A 21,778-nucleotide genomic window follows, 5' to 3' on the forward strand; every position below is an offset into this window, starting at 1 on the left:
GTTAATGAGTTAGTTGCAACCGTGACTCTGGATCGAGATCTGCCGATCGGAGTACTCGAAGGCCGACTCGGTGGCCAGGCACACCAGCCTGATCTTTTCGAGTAGGGGTACATCTTCGAGGTGGCCCGTGAAGGTGCAGCCGGCCAGCGCATGCCGATCGTATTGAATGGGCATGTTGTAGGTGTCGGCCAGCAGATCCAGAATAGCCGGGAGCGGGGTGTGTTCGAACACAAAGCGCTGGCGCAGAATCGGGGCCGAATGCTGGGCCGAAAACTGCTCGAGTTTCACCAGTTTAGCCTGTTTCACGTCGGCTTCCTGATTGGCTTTCAGCAGCACACGTTGCTGAGGGGTGGCCGTTGGTGCCACGGTAACCAGTCCGGTTTTCACTTTTACCTGGGCCGTGGCTTCGTCGGCAAAGGCCCGCAGCTGAAAACTGGTGCCCAGCACCCGGGTGGTAAGCTGGCTGGTGTAGACGTAGAAGGGCTGGCGTGGGTTTTTGGCAACTTCGAAAAAGCCTTCGCCCTGGAGATAAACTTCCCGCCGGCCCGGTACAACGTCTTTCCGGAAGCGCAGTTCACTGCCGGAACTCAGCAGTACCGACGATTTGTCGGGCAGGTAAACGACCAGTGTTTTGCCGGTTGTGTTTTTGACGACACGCCATGCAATCGGTTGCATACTGGTACGTGCAGAAAACCGGCTTGCCTGGCTCCGCAGGCTGGTCAGTAAGGTGCCCGGCGACAGATCGGCCATGGCCCCGATCACGATACCTGCCACGCAGGCTGCTGCTGCCCAGGTGGCCCATGATCTGCCCAGCCGACGCCGGTGGTCGGGCAGGCGCTGCATAACCTGATCGACCCGCTCGCCAACCGCCTGATCGGACAGGGCCGGCACCTGACCCTGAATCACGAGCCAGGTAGCAACGGCCTGTTCGTAGGCTTCCTGCCGGTCGGGGTGAGCCGCCAGCCAGGCCTGCCAACGGGCCTGATCGGCAGGCCGGCGTTCGCGCAACCAGGTCGTGAAGGCTTCGCTCGTCAAAAAATCATCCACCGTGTGGAGGTTCCCGATTGGAGACAGCATTGAATTTTTCGATGATATTCCTTGATAGTACGAAGATCGACTCCGTAGATACCCTTCTTAGAGGAAAAATTTTTCGAAAAAAATCCAAATTGTCAGTGGCGTAAGGTTGTGCCAGTTTTTGCGGAGTTTGCCGAGCGCCTTCTGCAGCAGGTTTGACACCGACTGTTTGTTGACGTGCATAACCTCGGCAATTTCGGGAATGGTCAGGCTCTCATAGTAGCGCAGATACAGCACCTCGCGCTCCCGGGCGGGCAGGGATCCGACCTGAGACTGAATGGTTTTGGTAAGCAGATCGAGCGACTCCTGCCGGATCAGCAGCGACTCCGAATCGACCTCGGGGGCCAGCGACGTGTCCCAGTCGAGCTCATCGCAGGCAATCCGTTTTCGGTCGCGCACGTACTGAATGACGTGGTTGCGCAGGGCTTTGAGGAGGTAGTGTCTGACGGATGCCGTATCGCCGATCGACGCCCGATTTTGCCAGAGTTGCAGAAACAGTTCTTGCAGGCAGTCGTCGACCGCGTCTTCAGCAAGCATGAACTTCAGCCCGTAATGGCGCAGCATCCGGTAGTAACGCTCGGCCAGCTGGCCCAGCGCTTCCTTATCGCCAGCTCGATAGTGTTGCCATAAGTCGGTGTCGGCCAGGTGGGCAGTCATGCAGAAAAATACTGTGGGCTCAGCAGGCTGAGCCGCCGGGATAAGTTACGAAACGGAACGTTGAGCGAATAGGTTTTGTGCAGCGTAGGGGCGATCGGCAGGAGCGTAAAAATACCGGTTTCTGCATCCGTTGCCGGTGCTGGTGCGGGCCATTTGTCGCCTGTTTGTAAACCTGCCTCCCCGGCCCTGCCGTCCCGTTGGTCCGGGTTGCGCTGTCGGTACTTCCCAAAAGCAGGCAAGGGGGTTTTTATAATCCGTTTGTTGGCCGGACTTGTAAAAATTGCCCACGGCGTTGCCACAGGGCCCAAAAAAAGCCGCTGCCCGACAATCGTGCAGCGGCCTCGTTACGGCAGGTATTTATTTGGGCAACTATCGTATTAATTCCAGCCTCCGCCCAGCGCCCGGTAGGTATTGACCAGGGCATTCATCTGGCGCATCCGCGTTTCAATCAGCTCCATGCGGGCTTCCAGCACATCGCGCTGGGTAAGCAGCACCTCCATGTAATCGGCGCGGGCCGAGGTGAAGAGCTTAAGCGAAATGTTGGTCGACTGGGTCAGGGCCTGCACCTGATTGCTCTTGGTGGCGTAGCTACGCTCCAGGTTATCGATGTTCGCCAGCTGATTCACCACCTCGATGTGGGCGTTGAGCACCGTTCGCTCGTAGTTGTAGACCGCCTGAATCTGGCGGGCACTGGCACTTTTGTAGGTGGCAATGATCGAATTCTTGTTGATCACGGGGCCAACCAGATCGCCCAGCAGCGACGCCACGATCGACTGGGGGGCGTAGGCCAGATAGAGCGGGCTATAGGCCATCAGTCCCAGCGAAGCCGACAGGTTGAGCGAGGGGTAGAAGTTGGCCTTTGCCACGGTCACGTCGAGTTTGGCGGCTTCGAGTGCATACTCCGCCTGTTTGATATCGGGCCGGTTTTCGAGCAGCTGGGCCGGAATACCGGCGTAGATTTTGGTGGGTATCAACTGGTTGAAGCCCTGTGTATCGCGGGCCACGCGCTGCGGAAAACGGCCCATCAGAAAATTGATCCGGTTTTCGCGTTCCACAATCCGCTGCCGGATATCATACTGCAGGTTCTGGGTTTTGTACACCTCGGCTTCAAACCGCTGTACGGCCAGCTCGGTTACTTTGGCGGCTTCCTTTTCCTGCTTCGTAATCGACAGGGCGTTGTTCAGAATCACCAGGTTTTGCTGGATAATGGCCAGCTGGTTGTCGAGGGCCAGCAACTCGTAATAGTTGTTGGCAATCTCCGACACCAGGTTGGTCACCAGAAAATTCTTGCCTTCGATCGAGGAGAGGTAGCTGGCCACGGCCGCTTTCTTGCTGTTGCGCAGCTTGTGCCAGATATCGACCTCCCAGCTGGCAAAAGCAGCCGCGTAGAGGTTGGGCAGAATTTCGGGCGTTTCCCGGCCAGGCTTGATTTCACTGATAGCATCGGCGGCTCCTTTGCTGGTGTAGCGCGATACTTTCTCGGCCCCGGCGCCGGCACCCAGGGTCACGAAGGGGAGGTAAGCCCCCCGACGCGCCCGGATTTCGTTGTTATTGATCTCGATGTCCTGCAGGTTGATGTTCAACTCCTGGTTGTTACGCAGGGCCGTATCGATCAGGGCCGTCAGGTACGGATCGGTAAAATAGTCGCGCCACTTGGTCCGGGCGCTGTTGGTTGAGTCTGACGACTGCCCATACTGCGCCGGTACGCCTTTGTTGACCTGCTTTTCGACAACCCGCACCGGTACGGTGCACGCCGAAACGGCGAGGGTCAGACCCAGCACAAGCAGGGGTTTATTCATGGTTGGTTTACGCATGGTGGTGGTGATCAATTTCTTCGGATAATGGCGACTCGTCTTCGTCCTGAATCAGGGTACGACCATCGGCCAGGTGGGCGAAGATGAAGTAAAGGCCGGGGATGATGACGACCCCGAAAATGGTTCCGAACAACATGCCGCCCATGGCCGAGGCACCGATGGTTCGGTTGCCGATGGCACCGGCACCGTGGGCCAGAATAAGCGGAATCAGACCGGCCACGAAGGCAAACGAGGTCATCAGGATCGGGCGGAAACGAACCCGGGCCCCTTCGATGGCGGCATTCAGGATGGTGTCACCCGCCTGCCGGCGCTGCACCGCAAACTCAACGATCAGTACGGCGTTCTTCCCGAGCAGGCCCACTAACATGATCAGACCGATCTGGGCGTAGATGTTGTTTTCCAGCCCCATCAGCTTTAGCAGCATGAAGGAACCGAAGATCCCGACGGGCAGCGAGAAGACCACCGCCAGCGGAATAATGAAACTCTCATACTGGGCGGCCAGTACCATGTACACGAAGGCCAGTACAATCAGGAATACGTAGAGCGACTCGTTGCCCCGGATCGATTCGTCGTAGGAAAGCCCTTCGAAAGCGATGTCGTAGCCGCGCGGCAGCGTCTTGGCCGCCACCTCCCGAATGGCCTGGATGGCATCGGCTGTGGTGTAGCCCTTGGCCGGCTGGCCCTGAATGGCCGCCGAGTTATACAGGTTGAACCGCGTGATCTCGTTAGGCCCCTGGCCTTTCTTCAGCGTCATAAACGATGAGTAGGGGACCATTTCGCCTTCGTCGTTCTTCACAAACAGGTTCAGCAGGTCGGTAGGCAGCCGCCGGAAACTGGGGTCGGCCTGCACATAGACTTTAAAGAACTGGTTGAACTTGATAAAGCCCTGTTCGTAGGTACTACCGATCAGGATGTTCAGGTTGTCCATGGCCTTGCCAATCGACACGCCCTTCTGCATGGCCAGGTTGTTGTCGATCTGGAGTTCGTACTGCGGGTAGTTGGCCGCAAAGAAGGTAAACAGACCGGTCAGCTCTTTACGCTTGCCCAGGTTCTCCATAAACTCCTTGTTGATCTTGTCGAACTCGCGGTAGTCGGTGTCGGTCGTTTTATCGAGCAGACGCATGGAGAAACCACCCGAGGTACCGAAGCCCGGAATGGCCGGTGGTTCGAAGAATTCGACGGTGGCTCCCAGGCCGCGCGACTTCTCTTCCAGCTCTTCCATAATCTCCTTCACGTTCTTGTCGCGCTCCGACCAGGGCTTCAGGTTGATCAGACAGGTACCGGCGTTGGAGCCCCGGCCTTCGGTCATGATCTCGTAGCCCGCCAGCGACGATACCGACTCGATACCCGGCACCTCTTCGCATATTTTCTGGAGGTTGCGCGATACCTGGTTGGTTTTCTCGAGCGTCGAACCCGGCGGGGTCTGGATGATGGCGTAGATCGTGCTCTGGTCTTCGTTTGGAATGAAGCCGGCCGGCAGAATCTGGTTTTCGAACACGATACCGGCGCAGAACGCAGCCAGCACCACGAACGTCACAAACCGGCGACTGACGATCAGGCGCAGCAGGCTGACATACCAGCCGGTCATTTTGTCGAAGCCCCGGTTGAAGCTGTCGAGCGCGCGGGTCAGCGGATTCTTCTTCACGGGGTGGCCGTGGTGATTGCGCAGCAGCATGGCGCAGAGTACCGGCGTCAGCGTGAGGGCGATAACCGCCGAGATCACGATCGAGCTGGCCATGGTGATCGAGAACTGCCGGTAGAACGTACCAACCGGGCCCGTCATAAACGAGATCGGCAGGAATACCGATACCATGACGAGGGTGATGGCAATGATGGCCCCGCTAATTTCGCCCAGCACCTGTTTTACCGCCCCGAAGGGTGTCAGGTAAGGCTTCTCTTCCATCTTGGCGTGCACGGCCTCGACCACCACGATGGCATCATCGACCACAATACCGATAGCCAATACCAGCGCGAACAGGGTAATGAGGTTGATGGAAAGCCCGAAGGCCTGAATCACGAAGAAGGCCCCGACCAGCGATACTGGTACGGCCAGAATCGGAATCAGCGTTGACCGCCAGTCGCCGAGGAACAGGAACACCACCAGGGCTACCAGCAGAAACGCGTCGCGCAGCGTATCGATCACCTGCTCGATCGACGCGTCGAGGAACTGTGAAACGTCGTAGCTGATCTTGTAATCCATGCCCGGCGGGAAGGAGGCTTTCATCACCTCGAGCTTCTGTTTCACTTCTTCGATTACATCGCTGGCGTTACTGCCGTAGTTCTGCCGCAACACGATAGCGGCCGACGCATGCCCGTCGAGGTTGGAGTAGATATCGAAGAACTCGCTGCCCAGCTCCACCCGGGCAATGTCGCGCAGGTGAATGCTTTCGCCGGCCGAGTTGGCCCGGATAATGATGCCTTCGTATTCTTTGGGGTCGCTGTAGCGTCCCTTGTAGGTCAGCACGTATTCGAGCGACTGGGCGGCAATACCCGAGCTTTGCCCGAGTCGGCCCGGCCGGCCAATGATACTCTGCTCGCCGATGGCCTTCATAACCTCCTCGGTCGAGATGTTGTAGGCCCGCATCCGGTCGGGGTCGAGCCATACGCGCATGGCATACCGCCGGCTACCCAGAATCTGCGCCCGGGCAATCCCCTTGGTGCGCTGAATTTCGGGTATCATCTTCACCGTGGCGTAGTTGAAGAGGAATTTTTCGTCGATGCTCTTCTCCTTCGAGTAGAGGTTGACGTACATCAGCATGCTGGGCTGAATGGGCGTGATCACAACGCCTTCGCGCTGCACCAGTTCAGGCAGCAGCGGCATGACCTGGTCGACGCGGGTTTTTACCCGGATCACGGCGTCGTTGGGGTCGGTACCCGGCTCGAAAATAATCCGCAGGGTGGCCTCGCCGGCACTGGTGGCATCGGTGGCAATGTAGCGCATGTCCTGCACGCCATTGATGGCCTGCTCGAGCGTAATCAGGGTCGATTTGACCAGTACGTCGGCGCTGGCACCGGGGTAGGCGATAAAGATGTTGACCGTAGTAGGCGCAATATCCGGAAACTGAGAAATCGGTAATTTTTTGATCGCCAGTACCCCGACAAAGACGATCATGATCGAGATCACGATGGCGAAGACGGGACGGCGTATGAATGTTGCAAACATGTAGGTTGCGGTTTAAACGGTCAGATTACTCAGCGTACAGTCCCAGATTGGCGACGACGGTAGCGGGCTGTACAAACTTGTAGGCGATTTTCTCGTTTTCTTTCACCTGGCGCAGGCCTTCGAGCAGGATCTTGTCGGTGGCTCTCAGGCCCGATTTAACGACGAAGATGTGCGGCATCTCGGCGCCCACCGTGATTTCCCGCGACCGGATCACGTTGTCTTTATCGACCACGTATACGTACTTTTTGTCGAGCACTTCGAAGGTGGCTTTCTGCGGAATGATGAGGGCATTCTTAAGCGGCACCGTCATCTGCACGCGGCCCGTTTCGCCGTGCCGCAGCAAACCTTTGGGGTTGGGAAAGGTAGCCCGGAAGGCGATGTTACCCGTTTCGTTGTTGAAGTCGGCCTCGATGGTCTGCACCACACCGGGATACTCGAAAAGCTGGTTGTTGGCCATCAGCAGCCGCACATTCTTCAGATTCTCAGCGTGCGTCTTGTAGTCGAGGTATTCGGCTTCGGGCACGTTGAAATACACCCACATTTTGCTGTTGTCCGACAGGGTCGTCAGCAGATCACCTTCGTCGACCATGCTCCCCTGCCGTACCCGAAACTGGTCCATGATACCGCTGAAGGGCGCTTTGATGGTGGTAAACTGCAGGTGGGTCTGGGCCAGGTTCACATCGGCTTTGGCGCGGTCGAACTTGGCTTTCGACAGGGCCAGCTCATTTTTCGACACGATATTGCTGTCGGCCAGACGCTTGGTGTTGCCGTATTCGATGCCCACGTAGTTGGCTTCGGCCTGCGATTTCTGCAGCTCGGCCTGATATACCATTGGCATGATCTGGAACATCAGCTGCCCCTGGCGGATCGACTGTCCCTCGTCGACGTAAATCTTTTGGAGGTAGCCTTTCTCGAGCGCCCGCAGTTCGATGTGCTGGATGGCGTGGATCTGCGACACGTATTCCTTGGTAACCGTCGTGTCGGTTTTCAGGGGGCTGGTAACCTGAAACTGAACGGCTTCTTCTTTGGCTTCTTCCTGCTTCGTGCAGCTCGACAGCCCAAGCAGGGCAACCGAGCTCAGCAGCATAAGGACTCTCTTCATGGTGATCAGATTCATTACATCAACCGGTTTGACAAGGGGGAATTGATTGGGGGCCGACCACCAACTGGTACGGGCCGGGGCTTCGGATTGGGTTTGAGAGGTGAGGTGAATCATGCTTGTGGAGGTGGTGCGTGGTGTCATGGGACGATTGATACGGTGTTGCTGAGGCTTATCGGCTGGCCCGACCGGCCTGAGCCGCGGCCGGCGGGGATTGTTGCATGCGGTAAATCACACTGTCTTTCTGGAGGTTAGCCCGGCGGCAGTCGGAAAGCTGTTGCTGCCACACCAGATAATCGACCGGCTGAACCGCATTGCTCAGTTCGCTTTCGTAGTGGCTGCGCTGCCGGCTTTGTTCAAATACCAGCACCCCATTGAAGGCCAGCGAAACGGCGAGTACCAGGCCAAAGCCGTAGAGCAAAATCGAATCGGACCGGCGAACGGAATAATTACGGCGTTGCATTGCTTGTGTCTGAAATACGTTGCGACAAAGCAAGCACGGGGGTATTAAAACCGGGTGAAAAGGAAATTAGAAGATATTAGAAAAGTTCTAATGCAGTAAAAGCCTGATAATCAACTGTGCGTATTAATACGGCTAAGGGTAGCCAAAACGGGCTGTTTTCTAGGTATAAATCGTACTGAATGGCCCGGTTGGTCTTGTGTGTTCTGTGGGAATTGTGCAAAAGAATGCTTTAATCGGACAACGTCAGTCTATTAGCTGATGGACAGATTCCGTAGCTGTGTATTAAAAAATAAAGGGTGTTGCGGAATTTCCTAGGCCAGTCCGGGCAGGGTAACGGTAACGGTGGTACCCTGGCCCAGTACGGACGAGAGTTCGATGGTGCCCTGATGCAGCTCGATGATCCGGCGGGTCACGGCCAGTCCAATGCCGTAGCCGGCCACGCCCTGCACGTTGCTACCCCGATAGAGGGGGTCGAAGATATGGGCCAGATCGGCCGCGTCGATGCCCCGGCCCTGGTCGGAAACGGTAAGCTGGCTGGTTTCGCCGAGGGCTTCTAACCGAACGGCCACCGGACCGTCGGCGTATTTGCAGGCATTGTCGAGAATATTGAGCAGCGCGGTTGTCAGCAGGGTAGCATTGCCTTTTACCGTCAGCGCATCGGTCCCCTCGGTGTCGACGTGCAGGGGCAGGCTGCGGCCGGGGTATTTGCTCTGTACCTGCCCCAGGGCCGTCAGCAGGCAGTCGTCGACCCGAACTGTGGTCAGCACCACACTGCCTTCCGACACGTTGGCCAGCGCCAGCAGGCCATTGGTCAGCGCGATGACTTTTTTCAGCTCGTCGACCGCAACGGCCATGCTCTCGCGCCAGTCGGCCGGATTCTGGTCGTAGGTGAGCGAGGTTTCGAGTGTGCCGAGCGTGTTGGTGAGCGGGGTGCGCAGCTCGTGCGATGCGTGGGAAACAAAGCTCCGCTGCGATACGAACGCGTCTTCGAGCCGGAACAGCATCTGGTTGAAGGTCATGGCCAGCTGGGCAATTTCGTCGCGCTGGTTGCCCTCATTCACCCGCTTGTGGAGCTGCATAGCCGTAATCTGCTCTACCTCGTCGACAATCCGGGAGATGGGCTTGAGCACGCGGCCCGCAAAATACCAGCCTGCCAGCACGATCAGCGTGAACCCCAGCAAATTGGCCAGTAGCAGAATCTGCTCGAGGGTATGCAGCTTGGAAAAGCCGATCCGGTCGAAACCCGAGGCAACGATGTAGAATAACTGGCCGCGGTCGCGGTACGGAATAACGATGGATTCGAGGTGACCGCTCCGAAATTCAAACAGCGGATCGGCCGCGAGCAGCGGAATTTTCTCCTTGTAGTAGTCCGACTCTTTCAGGGTGCGGTTGGTAAAAACGAGATTATGCCGGCTGTCGAAAATGCTGATCTGCTCCTCCACAATGGTCAGCAAATCGGTGCGAACCATGTTCTTGAAAAAGTCGTCGTGCAGGTGCCGGCGTGAAATCAGTACCCGTCCGGCCACCCGCGCCTTCGATTCGAGCCGGCTGTAAAACTCTTCCTGTCGGTAGAGCGAATAAAAATACCCGACCAGCAGCGACAGCGTGATCTGGATGGCGGTAGCCAGCAGGGTGAAAATAAGCGTCAGTCGGTTGCGGATCAGCACGGGCTAAAGGCGAAAAGAAAGCCGGAAACAGGTGGCTTCGGTACACGAAATTTATTCTTCCCGCAGCACGTAGCCCATACCGACCACCGTGTGGAGCAGGCGGGGCGAAAAGCCCTTGTCTATTTTTTTGCGCAGGTAGCTGATGTATACATCGATGATGTTGCTGCTCGTGTCGAAATGCAAATCCCACACTTTTTCGCTGATGTCGACACGCGAGATGGTTTTGCCCTTGTGCAGCATCAGGTATTCGAGCAGTGCGTATTCGCGGGTGGTCATGTCGATGCGCTGACCCGCCCGCGTAACCGTCTGGGTATCCAGATTTAGTTCGAGATCGGCCAGTTTCAGTACCTGCCGGGGTTTGATCCCGCTCCGGCGGGTAAGCGCCCGGATGCGCAGGACCAGCTCCTGAAACTCGAAAGGCTTGGCCAGATAATCATCGGCCCCGGCGTTGAACCCATCCGACTTATCGGCCAGGCTGTCGAGGGCGGTCAGCATCAGCACGGGCACCGCTTCGTTTTCCTGCCGGATCAGCCGGCAAAGTTCGATGCCGTTGATCTGCGGCAGGTTGACGTCGAGGATGATCAGGTCGTAGCGGGCCTGCCGGAATAACGACAAACCCGTTCGCCCATCGTAGGCGATCGTTACGTCATATCCTTCGGCCGAGAGTCCCTTACGAATAAACGAGGCCAGCCGTTCTTCGTCTTCAACCAGCATCACAGTCATAGCGTAGGTACCCAAACAGCGGCTGATCCAGCCAGCGCCGAAGCGTATGGCAGTAAAGATACAACCAGGCCCGTTACGACCGGCTACATAGGCCCTGGCCGGCGGCCGGTACCCGTATTCAGATCGGTGATGGAATACCCGCCCTGCTTAGGGTATCGGAGGGGTTGTTTAATTGCGGCAAGGGCACTGTTACGGCACTAAAGGGGGGGTAATGACTTTTCAGCAGGGTAAGCGGGCGGGGGGAATGCCTTTTTCGGGCAGTCCCCTCGCCGATTCAGCCTGAACGGCCGGCCGCCGACAATGCGTACACGCTGGTCAACTGAGGGTCTAAGCCGGATAAATGACGCCGTATCTGGTTGCGCTGAATAATGTTTCTTTGTAGTCAGCCGCCTGTGTCGCCCTGCGTAGCGGGTACATAACGGGTGGCATCGCTTTGTTTTAACACTGGCCCGGCTCATCCGCCAACGAGGAGTCCCCACTACGTACTGAATGAAAACACTTACCTGCCTGGCGCCCGGGCACTTCGCGTATCAGGAGCGCGACGAACCTACTCCTGAACCCGGACATGCCCTGCTCCGTATTCGGCGGGTCGGCATTTGCGGCACCGACCTCCACGCCTACGAAGGCACCCAGCCTTTTTTCAGCTACCCGCGGATACTGGGCCACGAACTGGCTGCCGACCTGGTTGCTGTTGACGGCGACACCCCCTGCCGGGTGGGCGACGCTGTGACGGTGATGCCGTATCTGCACTGCGGGCACTGCATTGCCTGCCGCATGGGCAAAACCAACTGCTGCGCCACCATGCGGGTGCTGGGCGTGCATGTCGACGGGGGGATGCGTACCTACCTGTCCGTGCCGACCCACACGCTGCTGCCGGGGCAGGGCCTGAGCTACGATGCGCTGGCCCTGGTCGAACCCCTGGCCATTGGTGCCCATGGCGTGCGCCGGGCCGATGTGCAGCCTGGTGAGGTGGTGCTCGTTGTCGGCGCTGGCCCCATCGGGCTGGGCGTGATGGCGTTTGCCCGTGAGGCTGGTGCCACGGTGATCGCGCTCGATATCAACGAAGACCGGCTGACGTTTTGCCGCGAGCAGGTGGGCGTCGCCCATACCATCAACGCCCGTTCGGCCGACGTAGCGGGGCAGCTCCACGCCCTGACGGGGGGCGATATGCCCACGGTTGTGATCGACGCCACGGGAAGTTTGCGGGCCATTGAGCAGGGCGTTGCCTACCTGGCCCACGGCGGGCGGTACGTGCTGGTGGGGCTCCAGAAGGAAGCCATTACGGTGAGCCATCCCGAATTTCACAAGCGGGAAGCTACGCTCATGAGCAGCCGCAACGCCACCCGACTCGATTTCGACCACGTGATCCGGGCCATGAAAGCCGGCACCGTCGACCCGCTACCGTTTATTACACACCGCGTTTCGTTCGACGAGGTGGCGCAGGAATTTCCGGGCTGGCTCGACCCGACCCGTGGCGTTATCAAGGCCATGGTTAGCCTGCCCTGATGCCCCTGTTTGCCCCGTCTGTTTGCTGAACCCCCTCACCCGATCTGATCATGAATCGACGCGCACTATTAAAACAAACGGCCGGTGCCGTTTCGGCCTGGTATCTGAGCCGGGCGGGTGCACTGGCCGGTCTGCCCGCCCCTCCGCTGGTAAGCGAACCCATGGCCGCCGGTCCGTTCGCGCCCACCTGGGCATCGCTGGCGCAGTATGCCGTGCCCAACTGGTACCGCAACGCCAAGTTCGGCATCTGGGCCCACTGGGGCGCGCAATGCCAGCCCGAACACGGCGACTGGTACGCCCGGGAAATGTATGACGAAGGCAGTGACGCCTACACGTATCACCGGAAAACATACGGTCCGCAATCCAAGGTGGGTTTCAAAGACCTGATTCACCAGTGGAAAGCCGAAAACTGGAACCCCGATCAGCTGTTAGCGCTCTACAAGCGGGCCGGGGCGCAGTATTTCGTGGCCATGGCCAACCATCACGATAACTTCGACAACTACGACAGTAAGTACCACGCGTGGAATTCGACCCGGCTCGGTCCCAAACGCGATCTGATCGGTGGCTGGGCCAAAGCCGCCCGCAAACAGGGCCTGCATTTCGGGGTCAGTGTACACGCAGCCCACGCCTGGACCTGGTATGAGACGGCCCGGCGCGCCGACAGGAACGGGCCACTGGCGGGTGTGCCCTACGACGGCAACCTGACCAAAGCCGATGGCAAAGGCACCTGGTGGGAAGGCTACGACCCGCAGGAACTCTACGCGCAGAACCATCCCCTGAGCGAAGGCAGCGAAAAAACGAGCACTATTCACCGGCAGTGGGAGTGGGGCAACGGGGCCGCCCTACCCTCGAAAGCCTACTGCGAACAGTTCTACAACCGTACGGTCGACCTGATCAACAAGTATGAACCCGATCTGGTGTATTTCGACGATACGGCCCTGCCGCTCTGGCCCGTCAGCGACGCCGGCCTGCGCATTGCGGCCCACCTCTACAACAGCAACATGGCCCGTAACAAGGGCAGACTGGAAGCGGTGCTGAACGGCAAAATTCTGACGCCTGAGCAGCAGAAGTGTATGGTGTGGGATATCGAGCGGGGCCAGTCGAACCAGATCGAGCCGTTTGTCTGGCAAACCGATACCTGCATCGGCAGTTGGCACTACGACCGGCGGGTCTACGATAACAACCGCTACAAAACCCCGCAGACGGTTATCCACACGCTGGCCGACGTAGTCAGCAAAAACGGTAACCTGCTGCTGAGTGTACCCGTACGGGCCGATGGTACCATCGACGAGAAAGAAACGGCCATTGTCGAGGGCATTGCAGCCTGGATGGCCGTAAATGGGGAAAGTATTTTCGGCACCCGGCCATGGCGCGTGTTTGGCGAGGGACCCGCCATCGAGTCGGCCGCTCCGCTCAACGCCCAGGGGTTCAACGAAGGTAAAGGCAAGCCTTTTGGCGCGCAGGATGTCCGGTTCACCCAGAAAGGCAATACGCTCTACGCCATTGTGATGGGTTGGCCCGCCGACGGTAAAGTCCGGATCAAAGCGCTGGGGGCCAACCGCCCCGAGCTGGGCCGGGCCATCCGCCGGGTCGACCTGCTGGGGGCCAGACAGCCGCTCTCGTTCAGCCGCACGGCCGACACGCTCGAGGTGACGTTTCCTGAACAGAAGCCCGGCGATTATGCCTACTGTCTGAAAATCAGCTAGCAGCGGTGCGCTGTCGGTTGGCGGCTCCGGCACCTGATGGCGTGGAGCCGCTGCCGGTCAGCGGATCGAATAGAGTACCGACGCATGGGGGGCGAGGGTAACCGTCAGGGAGCCGGCCGGTTTTTTGTCGCGCTTGCCCGTCCATAGGTCCGTTAGGGTAAAGGCCTTTTCGATGCCCAGAGTTGCCAGGTCGACCGTGAGAGCCGCCGGCTCGCTGGCATCGGAAAGGTTGAACAGGGCCAGGTAGCGCTCGCCCGTGCGGGCGTTGGTCGAGGTAACGGCCAGCTGGTTGGGGGTGCGAAACAGCTGGCGCACAGCGGTGCCTTCCCGGTGCATGGCCAGTACCGCCCGGTTGGTCAGCAGCGAGGTTGTAAACGGGTCGAGGCTGGGCAGGTCGCCCCCGAACATAAGCGGAGACCGAAATAGGGTGAAGAACGTCATGAGCGTATACTGCTCATCCCGGGTGAGCCGCGTCTGCCGATCCTGCCCGCGCTCGCCCCGAATCGAGATGCGCCCCAGCGGAATCATGTCGCAGTCGGGCCAGGTACCGGGTTTGATGTAGGGATACCATTTTTCGGCTACGGCCATCAGATGGGTCAGGTGAGGCCAGGTGTCCCAGACATCGTCGACCATGCGCCACATATTGGCGTGGGCCTGTACGTGCTGCCCTTTCTCGATGGGGGTTTCGCCGGGCGAGGTGCTCAGCACCATGGGCCGGCCGGTGCGGTCGATGGCCGACCGGATCAGTTCGATTTCGGCCTGGTGGTAGGGGCGCGACAGATCGTCGATCTTGATGAAATCGACCCCCCAGGCGGCATACAGTTCCATGATCGAGTTGTAGTAGGCCTGCGCGCCGGGCTTATCGGCTACGATGGTATAGTTGTCTTTGAGCCATTCGCACTGCAGCGCCGTGGTGTAAATCTGATCGGCCGTCGTGGTCGTGCCTTTGATCGGCATCTTTTTCCGCACGGCTTCGCCCGGCACACCCCGCATGATGTGGATACCGAACCTGAGACCCCGGGCGTGGATATAATCGGCCAGGGGTTTGAAGCCCTGCCCGCCGGCTGCCGACGGGAAGCGGTTGACGGCGGGCATATACCGACCGTACTCGTCGAGCACGTAGCGCGGGTCGGTCTGGTTATAACCGCCCGCCTTGTCGTTCTCGACAAACCAGCGGATGTCGACCACCACGTAGTTCCAGCCAAAGGGTTTCAGGTGTCTGGCCATATAATCGGCATTGGCCTTCACGTCGGTTTCGGTAACGGTTGGGCCGTAGGCATCCCAGCTGTTCCAGCCCATGGGTGGGGTTGGAGCCCACTGGCTGAAGCGCGGCTGGCCGTAACTGACCAGGGCGGCCAGTAAGTAAAAAGCGATAAGCAGGGTTTGTTTCATGGCAGGGGATGAGTAGAACAGCAAAAAAAGAGAGGCAAGAAACAATCTTACCACTCTCCGTACTACGAACCTTTATTGGATGAAAGACTAGGGCCGGAGGTCGCCGACCAGCGTGACAATGCTTCGGGCTGGAATAGACAGGGCACCGGTGCTGCTCACGGCCGAGCGGGCCAGATCGGTCGTGGCCGAAGTGGTATAAAGCACCGGATTGGCGAGCCGGCCCGTCAGCAGCGTAGTGGTGACGGGCTGGGCCGTAGTACCCGGATTGATCAGCACCGTTACCAGCTGCCCGTTGGGGTTTTTGTAAGCCGAAACCAGCAGTCCCGCGCTGTTCTGGGTTAGGTCGGCCCCGACCCGAACCGCCCCCGGCTGAATAAACCGACTGTAGTTGCCCAGCGCCCAGAGCATCTTGGCGGGCGCGAAACGGCCGTCGGTTTTGTTTTTGTCGATGTAGATAAGCCCATCCTTGTAATCATAGGGCGTAATGGCCAGCCACCAGTGCCAGGCCGTTGCGTTGGCGTTGACCAGATCGTTGTGGATTACTTTGGCCACGTACACGGCCGGGTCGATACCCAGGTCTTTGCCCGCGCCGTTGATCTCGCCGGCATTGTCGCCCAGAATGCAGTATTCCGACATCCAGTAGCCCAGTCCGCCGGCGTTGCTCAGGGCGGTCTGCACGCGCTGGCGCAGGCTGGCGGCCGTGCCGTAGGGCGAGGTGGTAAAGTAACTGTGGGCCGATACGGCGCGGGTCAGGTTGGGCAGATCGCCGACGTAGTTGGCCGCGCCTTTATCGAAGAAGTCGACGAGCTGGCTGCCCTGTCCCTGCCTGCCGTTGTCGCCCAGCAGAAAGTCGAGCTGCCCTGCTTCGGCCAGGCTGATCTGGGTGGGCAGCTGCCGGGTTTGCAGCACACTGCTCAGCGACCGGGCGATGCCCGCTATCTGGTTGTTGAAGAAGGGGGTGCCTTCCTGCCCGCCATCGCTCCAGTCCCACTGCGGTTCGTTGACGGGGCTGATATAGCCGAAACGCACGCCCGTTTTGCTGCTCACGCCCTGCAGCACATCGGCCAGAAACCGGGCAAAGGAATCATACTGGTCGGCGTTCAGGTTGGGCGCTTTATTGGTAGCGAAACCTTTGCCGTTGCGCGTAAACTGGACGGGCGGACTGTTGGTAAACGCCAGAAAATTGGCAACGCCCCGCTGTTTGGCGGCCTGCAGAAACCACTGCTGCCCGGCCTGTTTGTTCCAGTTGTAGGTGCCGTCGTCGTTCAGAAACGACTCGGCCCGGCGCCACTCATCGCCAATGCCGCTGTTGCTGCCCTGCTCGGCGGTGCCGGCGCCGATATTGAACCGCCACATCGACAGACCAATGCCTTTCGGGTTGCCCCCCGCCAGCGTATCGCGGCTAAACAGCAGATCGGCAATGGCGTTGCGTTTGGCATCGGGCCATTGCCCCACAAACTGACAGCTCCAGGCATCCGACGCGCCAAAATGCGCGATGGTCTGGGCCGTTTTGCCGGGGTCGATGGTCAGGGTAAGGCCCGCCGTGGGGGTCGGTGGGGCCGGGGTGTCGCCGGGGGTACTGGCCCGACAGCCCGCCAGGGTGGCGAGCAGCAGAGCCGGCAGCAGGGCAGAGCGCAGACTGGCTTGTACGGAATGACGCATAACGGTTGAGAAAGGGAAGGGTAGGATAGGCAACGGCCCACCTGACTGGTGGGCCGTTGTGCCGATGCATTAATAACCGGGGTTCTGTTCCAGCTTACTGTTCGAGGCCTGAATTTCGGCCCGCGGAATGGGCAGCCAGTACTGCTTGTCGGTAAAGGTGCGCCCCGTCAGGGCTTCTTTGCGGGCGTAGGTGTAGCCGCTGGCATTCCTGCCGATCTCGATACCGTAGGCCGGTACGTTTTCGGTGGTCGGGGCAATCTTCCAGCGCCGGACATCGTAGAAACGGTGCTCTTCGAAGGCCAGTTCGATCCGGCGTTCCTGCTGAATGCGGGTCCGCATCTGCGCCTGGGTCAGCCCGGCGGGCAGGGTCGGCATGGCTACGCCCGGCCGCTGCCGGATGGCGTTGACGGCGGCATAGACCGATGCGTCGGGGCCAACGGCTTCATTCTGGGCTTCGGCGTAGTTGAGCAGTACTTCGGCGTAGCGCATGTAAATCCAGGTCTGTGTGCCGGCAATGTCCCAGGGGTTATCGATGGGCAGCGTGTCGTCCATGAATTTACGCAGGTAGTAGCCCGACTTGGAGGTGTTCCAGTTCGAGGGGCCGTCCTTACTGTCTTTGCCCCCGGGTGTGAACGTTTGTACCGTGCTGTTGCGGTAAGGCGCGTCGTTGTAGAGGATCGTTGCGTAGAAGCGCGGATCGCGGTTTTTGTAGGGGTTTTTGGGGTCGTAGCTGGTGCCGGTCTCGTTGATCCTGGTACCGTCCATCATCTCATAGTCGTCGACCAGGTTCTGTAGGGGCACGTTGCCGCCCCAGGCGTTGTAGCTGTTGGGGCCGTTCGAGATTTCCAGACAAACGTGCCGCGCCCCCCGGGCATACAGCCGGCCGAAAATGATTTCGTTGTTGTCGGTGGTGGTAAACAGCTTGCCGTAGCCACCCGTATAGAGGCTATACTTGTTCAGGTCCATGACCGCCTTGGCTGCGGCCGCTGCGGCCGACCAGGTCGACACGCCGTTGTAGAGCGGGCTGGCGCCGTAGAGCAGCAACCGGGCTTTCAGGGCCAGGGCCGCTCCTTTGGTGGCCCGCCCCAGCTGCCAGTTGCCATCGTTACCCAGCGGCAGCTTGGCCGCGGCCTCGTCGAGCTGGGCTACCGCATAGGCAATGCCCGACTTGATGTCGGAACGGGTAAACAGAGCGGGGTCGGTCAGGTTGTCGCCCAGCTCCGTCACGTTATCGCCCACCAGCACCACGCGGCCGTAGTTGCGGATCAGGTCGTGGTAGCGGTAGGCCCGCAGAAATTTCAGCTCGCCGATCAGCAGGTTCCGGCGGGTATCCGTCATGGGCACCTTGCCGATGTTGTTGAGGGCGTAGTTGATTTCGCGGATGCTGCGGTAGCTGCGCCCCCAGAATGTGCCGGCGATACCCGTGTTTTCGGGCGCAATCTGCCCGCGCTGAATCAGCCAGGTGTTGTCGTCGTTGTTGTAGATCGACTCATCGGTGAGCGACGACCAGAGGGCATATTCGAAACCGCGGCCAAAGCCCGGCAGGGTGCCTTCGGCTTCTTTTTCGGTCAGGCGGGTGCCTAGATAGCGGTTCAGCACGTAATCTTCGAACAGGTTCGGGTCCGACAGGATAGCCGCGTCGGAGACCCGGTCGGTGGGCGTTACGTTGAGCAGGTTATCGTTGCAGGCCGTCAGCCCCAGCGCAAGGGCCAGCGCCGTGGTCAGTAAATAGGTATGTAATGCTTTCATGACGAAGGGATGCAGGCTTAAAACTTGACGTTCAGACCCAGGTTAAGAATACGCTGCTGCGGATAAAACTGCCCGCTGCCGTTGTTGCCCTCGGGATCGTAATCCTTGACGCCCGTGAGGGTAAAGAGGTTGAAGCCGCTGGCATAGACCCGTACGTTCGAGAGCTTGATTTTAGCCAGCGTTGCCTTGGGCAGCGTGTAGCCGATCTCAACGTTTTTGAGCCGCACGAACGACGCGTTGTTCAGCCAGAAGGTGTTGTTGTAGAGGCCGCCGTTGATCGACGACGAGGCCCGCGTGTCGACACGGGGGTAGCTGCCGTTGGGGTTCGTGGGGCTCCAGCGGTTGTCGGCCCAGCTGCTGTAGAAATTGCCCACCTGCCCCGACTCGGGCAGTACGTACTGGCTTACCAGCCCCTGTCCGGCCACCACCAGCGACAGGTCGAATGCACCGTAGCCAATGTTGCCCGTCAGTCCGTAGGTCAGCAGCGGTACGTTGCCGTAGGGTGTCCGAACCTGGTCGTCGGCTGTGATTTTGCCGTCGCCGTTGTAGTCTTCCAGAATCAGATCACCCGTGCGGGCACCCGGCAGGTGCGGATAAGCATCCAGGTCGGCCTGCGTGCGGAAAATGCCCAGTGAGCGGTAGAGCAGGTAGGTGTAGAGCGGACCACCCGTCTGCCGCTGGTAGGGGAGCAGCCCCGGCGCTTCGTCGATGTTGATGATTTTGCTTTTGGCGTAGGTCACGTTGCCCGAGAGGCTGTAGCGGATCGTGCCGGTGTGGGTGTAGCCCAGCGTACCCTCAAACCCGCTGCTGTTGACCTTGCCAATGTTTTCGCTCGGTACCAGCGGATCGGAGCCGTAGGGGTTCACAATACCCGAGGTGTTCGGAATCGACGCGTTGCGGTTGGCCAGAATGTTGGCCCGCTGCTGCTGGAAATAAATCAGCTCCAGGTTGAAATGCTTCAGGAATACCGCGTTCAGGCCAACATCGGTTTTCCGGGCTACCTCCCAGGTAATGTTGGGGTTGGCCAGTTTGATGAGGTCGATACCGGGTACGATCACGTTGTTGCCCAGTACATACTGGTTGTTGAACGAGTAGTTGTTGTAGTACTGAAACTGCCCGACGTTGTCGTTACCCAGCGTGCCGTGCGACACCCGGATTTTCAGGTCGTCGAAAAAGCCGACGCTGTTCTTGAACCAGTCTTCTTCGGAAATGCGGTAACCAAGCGAGATGGAGGGGAAGAAGCCGTACTGATTGCCCTCGGGAAAGACCGATGAGCCGTCGAGCCGGGCCTGCAGTTCGGCCAGATACTTTTCCTTGTAGTTGTAGGCCACCCGGCCAATCACGCTTCGGCGGGTAAAGTTGTAGCTGCTGCCGGAGTTGGTACGGTCGGTGGCGGCTGCCCCGCCCTGCGACAGTTCGGGCGTGGTCGGGGTGGGGAAGTTGATGCGACCCGCGCCGAAGTTGATGTCGTTGCGCCGGTTCTGCTCGTACGCTACAAACGCATTGACGTTGTGGGAGCCCAGCTGCCGCTGGTAGTTCAGCCGAATGTTCTGGGTCACGTTGGTGATGTTGTTCTGGCTTTGCGACAGCGAGGCCAGTCCTGCCGAGCCGCCCGTCAGCACCGGGTTGTAGTTGCCCGAGCTGCGGTCGTAGTTGTAGAGCGTGTAGGGAATGCTGAACGACTTGTTGAAGTTAAACGACTTGTCGACCGAGAAAAACCCATCGACCGACAGCCCCTCGACAAACGGCAGGGTATAGTTACCCCGCAGAATACCGTTGAAGATCGACGTCGGGTTCACTGTGGTACCGCCGATGTCGGTGCCCAGCACCACCGGGTTGTTGTTTTCGACGCCGGTCGAGTAGAGGCCGTTGGGGTATTGGGATACCAGTGTCGGAAACGCCCGGTAGATGGTCCGGAACGTATTGCCCGCCGACGAGATGGGGAAATTGCGGTTTTCCTGCCGCCCGTTCAGCATCAGGCTAACCCGGAAATCCTTCGTCACGTTGGCGTCGATGTTCGAGCGGAAGTTATACTGCCGGTACTTGGTGGCGCCGTTGCGGTACAGGCCGTCCTGGTAGATGCTGCCCAGCGATACGTAATATTTCACGTTGTCGGTGCCGCCGTTGATGCTCAGGTTTTGCTGGTTCTGCAGCGCCACATTCTTCAGCGACGCCTTCTGCCAGTTGGTGTTGGGGTAGTTGAGCGGGTCCGACCCATTCCGGAATTTTTCGATTTCGTCGGCCGAGTAATACTGGTTCATGCCCCCCGCCGGGTTGTTGTAGTAGTCGATCTCGTTCAGGATCGTGGCGTAGGTCGGCGCGTCGGCCAGTCTGGGCAGGCGGGTAGGGGAGGTGAAACCCTGGTTGTAGCTGTAGGAGATAACGGGTTTGCCCGTGCCGCCCCGCTTGGTCGTTACCAGAATAACGCCGTTGGCTGCCCGGTTGCCGTAAACAGCCGCCGAGGCATCTTTCAATACCGAAATGCTTTCGATGTCATTGGGGTCAAGGCGCTCGAGACCGCCGATCTGCCCCGGAATACCGTCGACCACGATCAGCACGTCGTTGTTGCCGGTCGTGCCGAAGCCCCGGATCGTATAGCTCGATCCGTCGTAGCCGGGCTCACCGCCCCGGTTGTTGGCCACGATACCCGAGAAACGACCCGCGAACGAGTTCGACAGGTTAGGCTGCGGGCTCTTCACCAGATCGGCCCCTTTCAGTTCCGATACCGATCCGGTCAGGGTCGCTTTCTTCTGCGTACCATAGCCTACCACCACCACTTCGTTCAGCGTTTTGTTGTCGTCGGCCAGCACGATGCTCACCTGGGTGCGACCGCTGACGGGCACCTCCTGCGTGGTGTAGCCCAGGTAGCTGATCACCAGTACATCGGTGGCGTTGGCGTTGACGGTAAAGTCGCCGGCGGCATCGGCCGTAGTACCCCGGGTGGTGCCTTTTACCAATATGTTGGCACCGGGGATGCCCTGATTGAGCGCGTCCGTAACTTTGCCCCGCACCGTTACCGACTGAGCCAGCGTGGCCGTGGTTACGCCGACCAGAAGCAGCCAGACTAAGAGTAATCGTTTGTTCATTGTGAGATTGGGATTTG

General features: G+C 59.1%; 14 protein-coding genes. 2 read left to right on the forward strand and 12 right to left on the reverse strand.

Annotated elements, in window-relative coordinates; all coding sequences use genetic code 11:
* Positions 1-9: 9 nt before the first annotated feature.
* The 8 genes from ACYVAC_RS17830 to ACYVAC_RS17865 form a co-directional block, all read right to left on the reverse strand.
* The gene (locus ACYVAC_RS17830; protein ID WP_461099126.1) at positions 10-1,077 is read right to left on the reverse strand and encodes a FecR family protein; all 1,068 of its coding nucleotides are present in this window, start codon (positions 1,075-1,077) and stop codon (positions 10-12) included.
* Between the two features lie 57 nt (positions 1,078-1,134).
* The gene (locus tag ACYVAC_RS17835; protein WP_461099127.1) at positions 1,135-1,731 is read right to left on the reverse strand and encodes an RNA polymerase sigma factor; all 597 of its coding nucleotides are present in this window, start codon (positions 1,729-1,731) and stop codon (positions 1,135-1,137) included.
* A gap of 377 nt (positions 1,732-2,108) precedes the next feature.
* Positions 2,109-3,545 (reverse strand): TolC family protein, encoded by a 1,437-nt coding sequence (locus ACYVAC_RS17840; protein WP_461099128.1) that lies wholly within the window; start codon positions 3,543-3,545, stop codon positions 2,109-2,111.
* Positions 3,538-6,708 (reverse strand): efflux RND transporter permease subunit, encoded by a 3,171-nt coding sequence (locus ACYVAC_RS17845; protein WP_461099129.1) that lies wholly within the window; start codon positions 6,706-6,708, stop codon positions 3,538-3,540. Before ACYVAC_RS17845 ends, ACYVAC_RS17840 begins: the two co-directional genes overlap by 8 nt.
* 25 nt (positions 6,709-6,733) lie before the next feature.
* Positions 6,734-7,810 (reverse strand): efflux RND transporter periplasmic adaptor subunit, encoded by a 1,077-nt coding sequence (locus tag ACYVAC_RS17850; RefSeq protein ID WP_461099130.1) that lies wholly within the window; start codon positions 7,808-7,810, stop codon positions 6,734-6,736.
* Between the two features lie 169 nt (positions 7,811-7,979).
* Positions 7,980-8,270: a hypothetical protein gene (locus tag ACYVAC_RS17855; RefSeq protein ID WP_461099131.1), complete on the reverse strand. Its 291-nt coding sequence runs from the start codon at positions 8,268-8,270 to the stop codon at positions 7,980-7,982.
* A gap of 311 nt (positions 8,271-8,581) precedes the next feature.
* Positions 8,582-9,937, reverse strand: a complete 1,356-nt coding sequence (locus tag ACYVAC_RS17860; RefSeq protein ID WP_461099132.1) for a HAMP domain-containing sensor histidine kinase — start codon at positions 9,935-9,937, stop codon at positions 8,582-8,584.
* Positions 9,938-9,988: 51 nt separating this feature from the next.
* Positions 9,989-10,660 (reverse strand): response regulator transcription factor, encoded by a 672-nt coding sequence (locus tag ACYVAC_RS17865; RefSeq protein WP_461099133.1) that lies wholly within the window; start codon positions 10,658-10,660, stop codon positions 9,989-9,991.
* A gap of 489 nt (positions 10,661-11,149) precedes the next feature.
* On the opposite strand from ACYVAC_RS17865, the gene ACYVAC_RS17870 reads away from it, so the two are divergent.
* The gene (locus tag ACYVAC_RS17870; protein WP_461099134.1) at positions 11,150-12,166 is read left to right on the forward strand and encodes a zinc-binding alcohol dehydrogenase family protein; all 1,017 of its coding nucleotides are present in this window, start codon (positions 11,150-11,152) and stop codon (positions 12,164-12,166) included.
* Between the two features lie 50 nt (positions 12,167-12,216).
* Positions 12,217-13,872: an alpha-L-fucosidase gene (locus ACYVAC_RS17875; protein ID WP_461099135.1), complete on the forward strand. Its 1,656-nt coding sequence runs from the start codon at positions 12,217-12,219 to the stop codon at positions 13,870-13,872.
* A gap of 57 nt (positions 13,873-13,929) precedes the next feature.
* Here ACYVAC_RS17875 and ACYVAC_RS17880 read toward each other — a convergent pair whose 3' ends face one another.
* The 4 genes from ACYVAC_RS17880 to ACYVAC_RS17895 form a co-directional block, all read right to left on the reverse strand.
* Positions 13,930-15,264, reverse strand: a complete 1,335-nt coding sequence (locus tag ACYVAC_RS17880; RefSeq protein WP_461099136.1) for a glycoside hydrolase family 27 protein — start codon at positions 15,262-15,264, stop codon at positions 13,930-13,932.
* An 87-nt stretch (positions 15,265-15,351) separates the two neighbouring features.
* Positions 15,352-16,926 carry a glycoside hydrolase family 30 protein gene (locus tag ACYVAC_RS17885; RefSeq protein ID WP_461099137.1) on the reverse strand — a complete coding sequence of 525 codons (1,575 nt, stop codon included), beginning with the start codon at positions 16,924-16,926 and terminating at the stop codon, positions 15,352-15,354.
* Between the two features lie 69 nt (positions 16,927-16,995).
* Positions 16,996-18,675, reverse strand: a complete 1,680-nt coding sequence (locus tag ACYVAC_RS17890; RefSeq protein WP_461099138.1) for a RagB/SusD family nutrient uptake outer membrane protein — start codon at positions 18,673-18,675, stop codon at positions 16,996-16,998.
* 17 nt (positions 18,676-18,692) lie between these two features.
* Entirely contained in the window at positions 18,693-21,761 is a 3,069-nt protein-coding gene (locus ACYVAC_RS17895) for a SusC/RagA family TonB-linked outer membrane protein (RefSeq protein WP_461099139.1), read from the reverse strand.
* Positions 21,762-21,778: the final 17 nt, after the last annotated feature.

Source organism: Spirosoma luteolum (assembly GCF_054778875.1).

What these genes read in the sequence shown, in the direction of transcription:
- ACYVAC_RS17830 (WP_461099126.1), bottom strand. Translation starts at nt 1,077, where the DNA reads ATGCTGTCTCCAATCGGGAACCTCCACACGGTGGATGATTTTTTGACG.
- ACYVAC_RS17835 (WP_461099127.1), bottom strand. Translation starts at nt 1,731, where the DNA reads ATGACTGCCCACCTGGCCGACACCGACTTATGGCAACACTATCGAGCT.
- ACYVAC_RS17840 (WP_461099128.1), bottom strand. Translation starts at nt 3,545, where the DNA reads ATGCGTAAACCAACCATGAATAAACCCCTGCTTGTGCTGGGTCTGACC.
- ACYVAC_RS17845 (WP_461099129.1), bottom strand. Translation starts at nt 6,708, where the DNA reads ATGTTTGCAACATTCATACGCCGTCCCGTCTTCGCCATCGTGATCTCG.
- ACYVAC_RS17850 (WP_461099130.1), bottom strand. Translation starts at nt 7,810, where the DNA reads ATGAAGAGAGTCCTTATGCTGCTGAGCTCGGTTGCCCTGCTTGGGCTG.
- ACYVAC_RS17855 (WP_461099131.1), bottom strand. Translation starts at nt 8,270, where the DNA reads ATGCAACGCCGTAATTATTCCGTTCGCCGGTCCGATTCGATTTTGCTC.
- ACYVAC_RS17865 (WP_461099133.1), bottom strand. Translation starts at nt 10,660, where the DNA reads ATGACTGTGATGCTGGTTGAAGACGAAGAACGGCTGGCCTCGTTTATT.
- ACYVAC_RS17870 (WP_461099134.1), top strand. Translation starts at nt 11,150, where the DNA reads ATGAAAACACTTACCTGCCTGGCGCCCGGGCACTTCGCGTATCAGGAG.
- ACYVAC_RS17875 (WP_461099135.1), top strand. Translation starts at nt 12,217, where the DNA reads ATGAATCGACGCGCACTATTAAAACAAACGGCCGGTGCCGTTTCGGCC.
- ACYVAC_RS17880 (WP_461099136.1), bottom strand. Translation starts at nt 15,264, where the DNA reads ATGAAACAAACCCTGCTTATCGCTTTTTACTTACTGGCCGCCCTGGTC.
- ACYVAC_RS17885 (WP_461099137.1), bottom strand. Translation starts at nt 16,926, where the DNA reads ATGCGTCATTCCGTACAAGCCAGTCTGCGCTCTGCCCTGCTGCCGGCT.
- ACYVAC_RS17890 (WP_461099138.1), bottom strand. Translation starts at nt 18,675, where the DNA reads ATGAAAGCATTACATACCTATTTACTGACCACGGCGCTGGCCCTTGCG.
- ACYVAC_RS17895 (WP_461099139.1), bottom strand. Translation starts at nt 21,761, where the DNA reads ATGAACAAACGATTACTCTTAGTCTGGCTGCTTCTGGTCGGCGTAACC.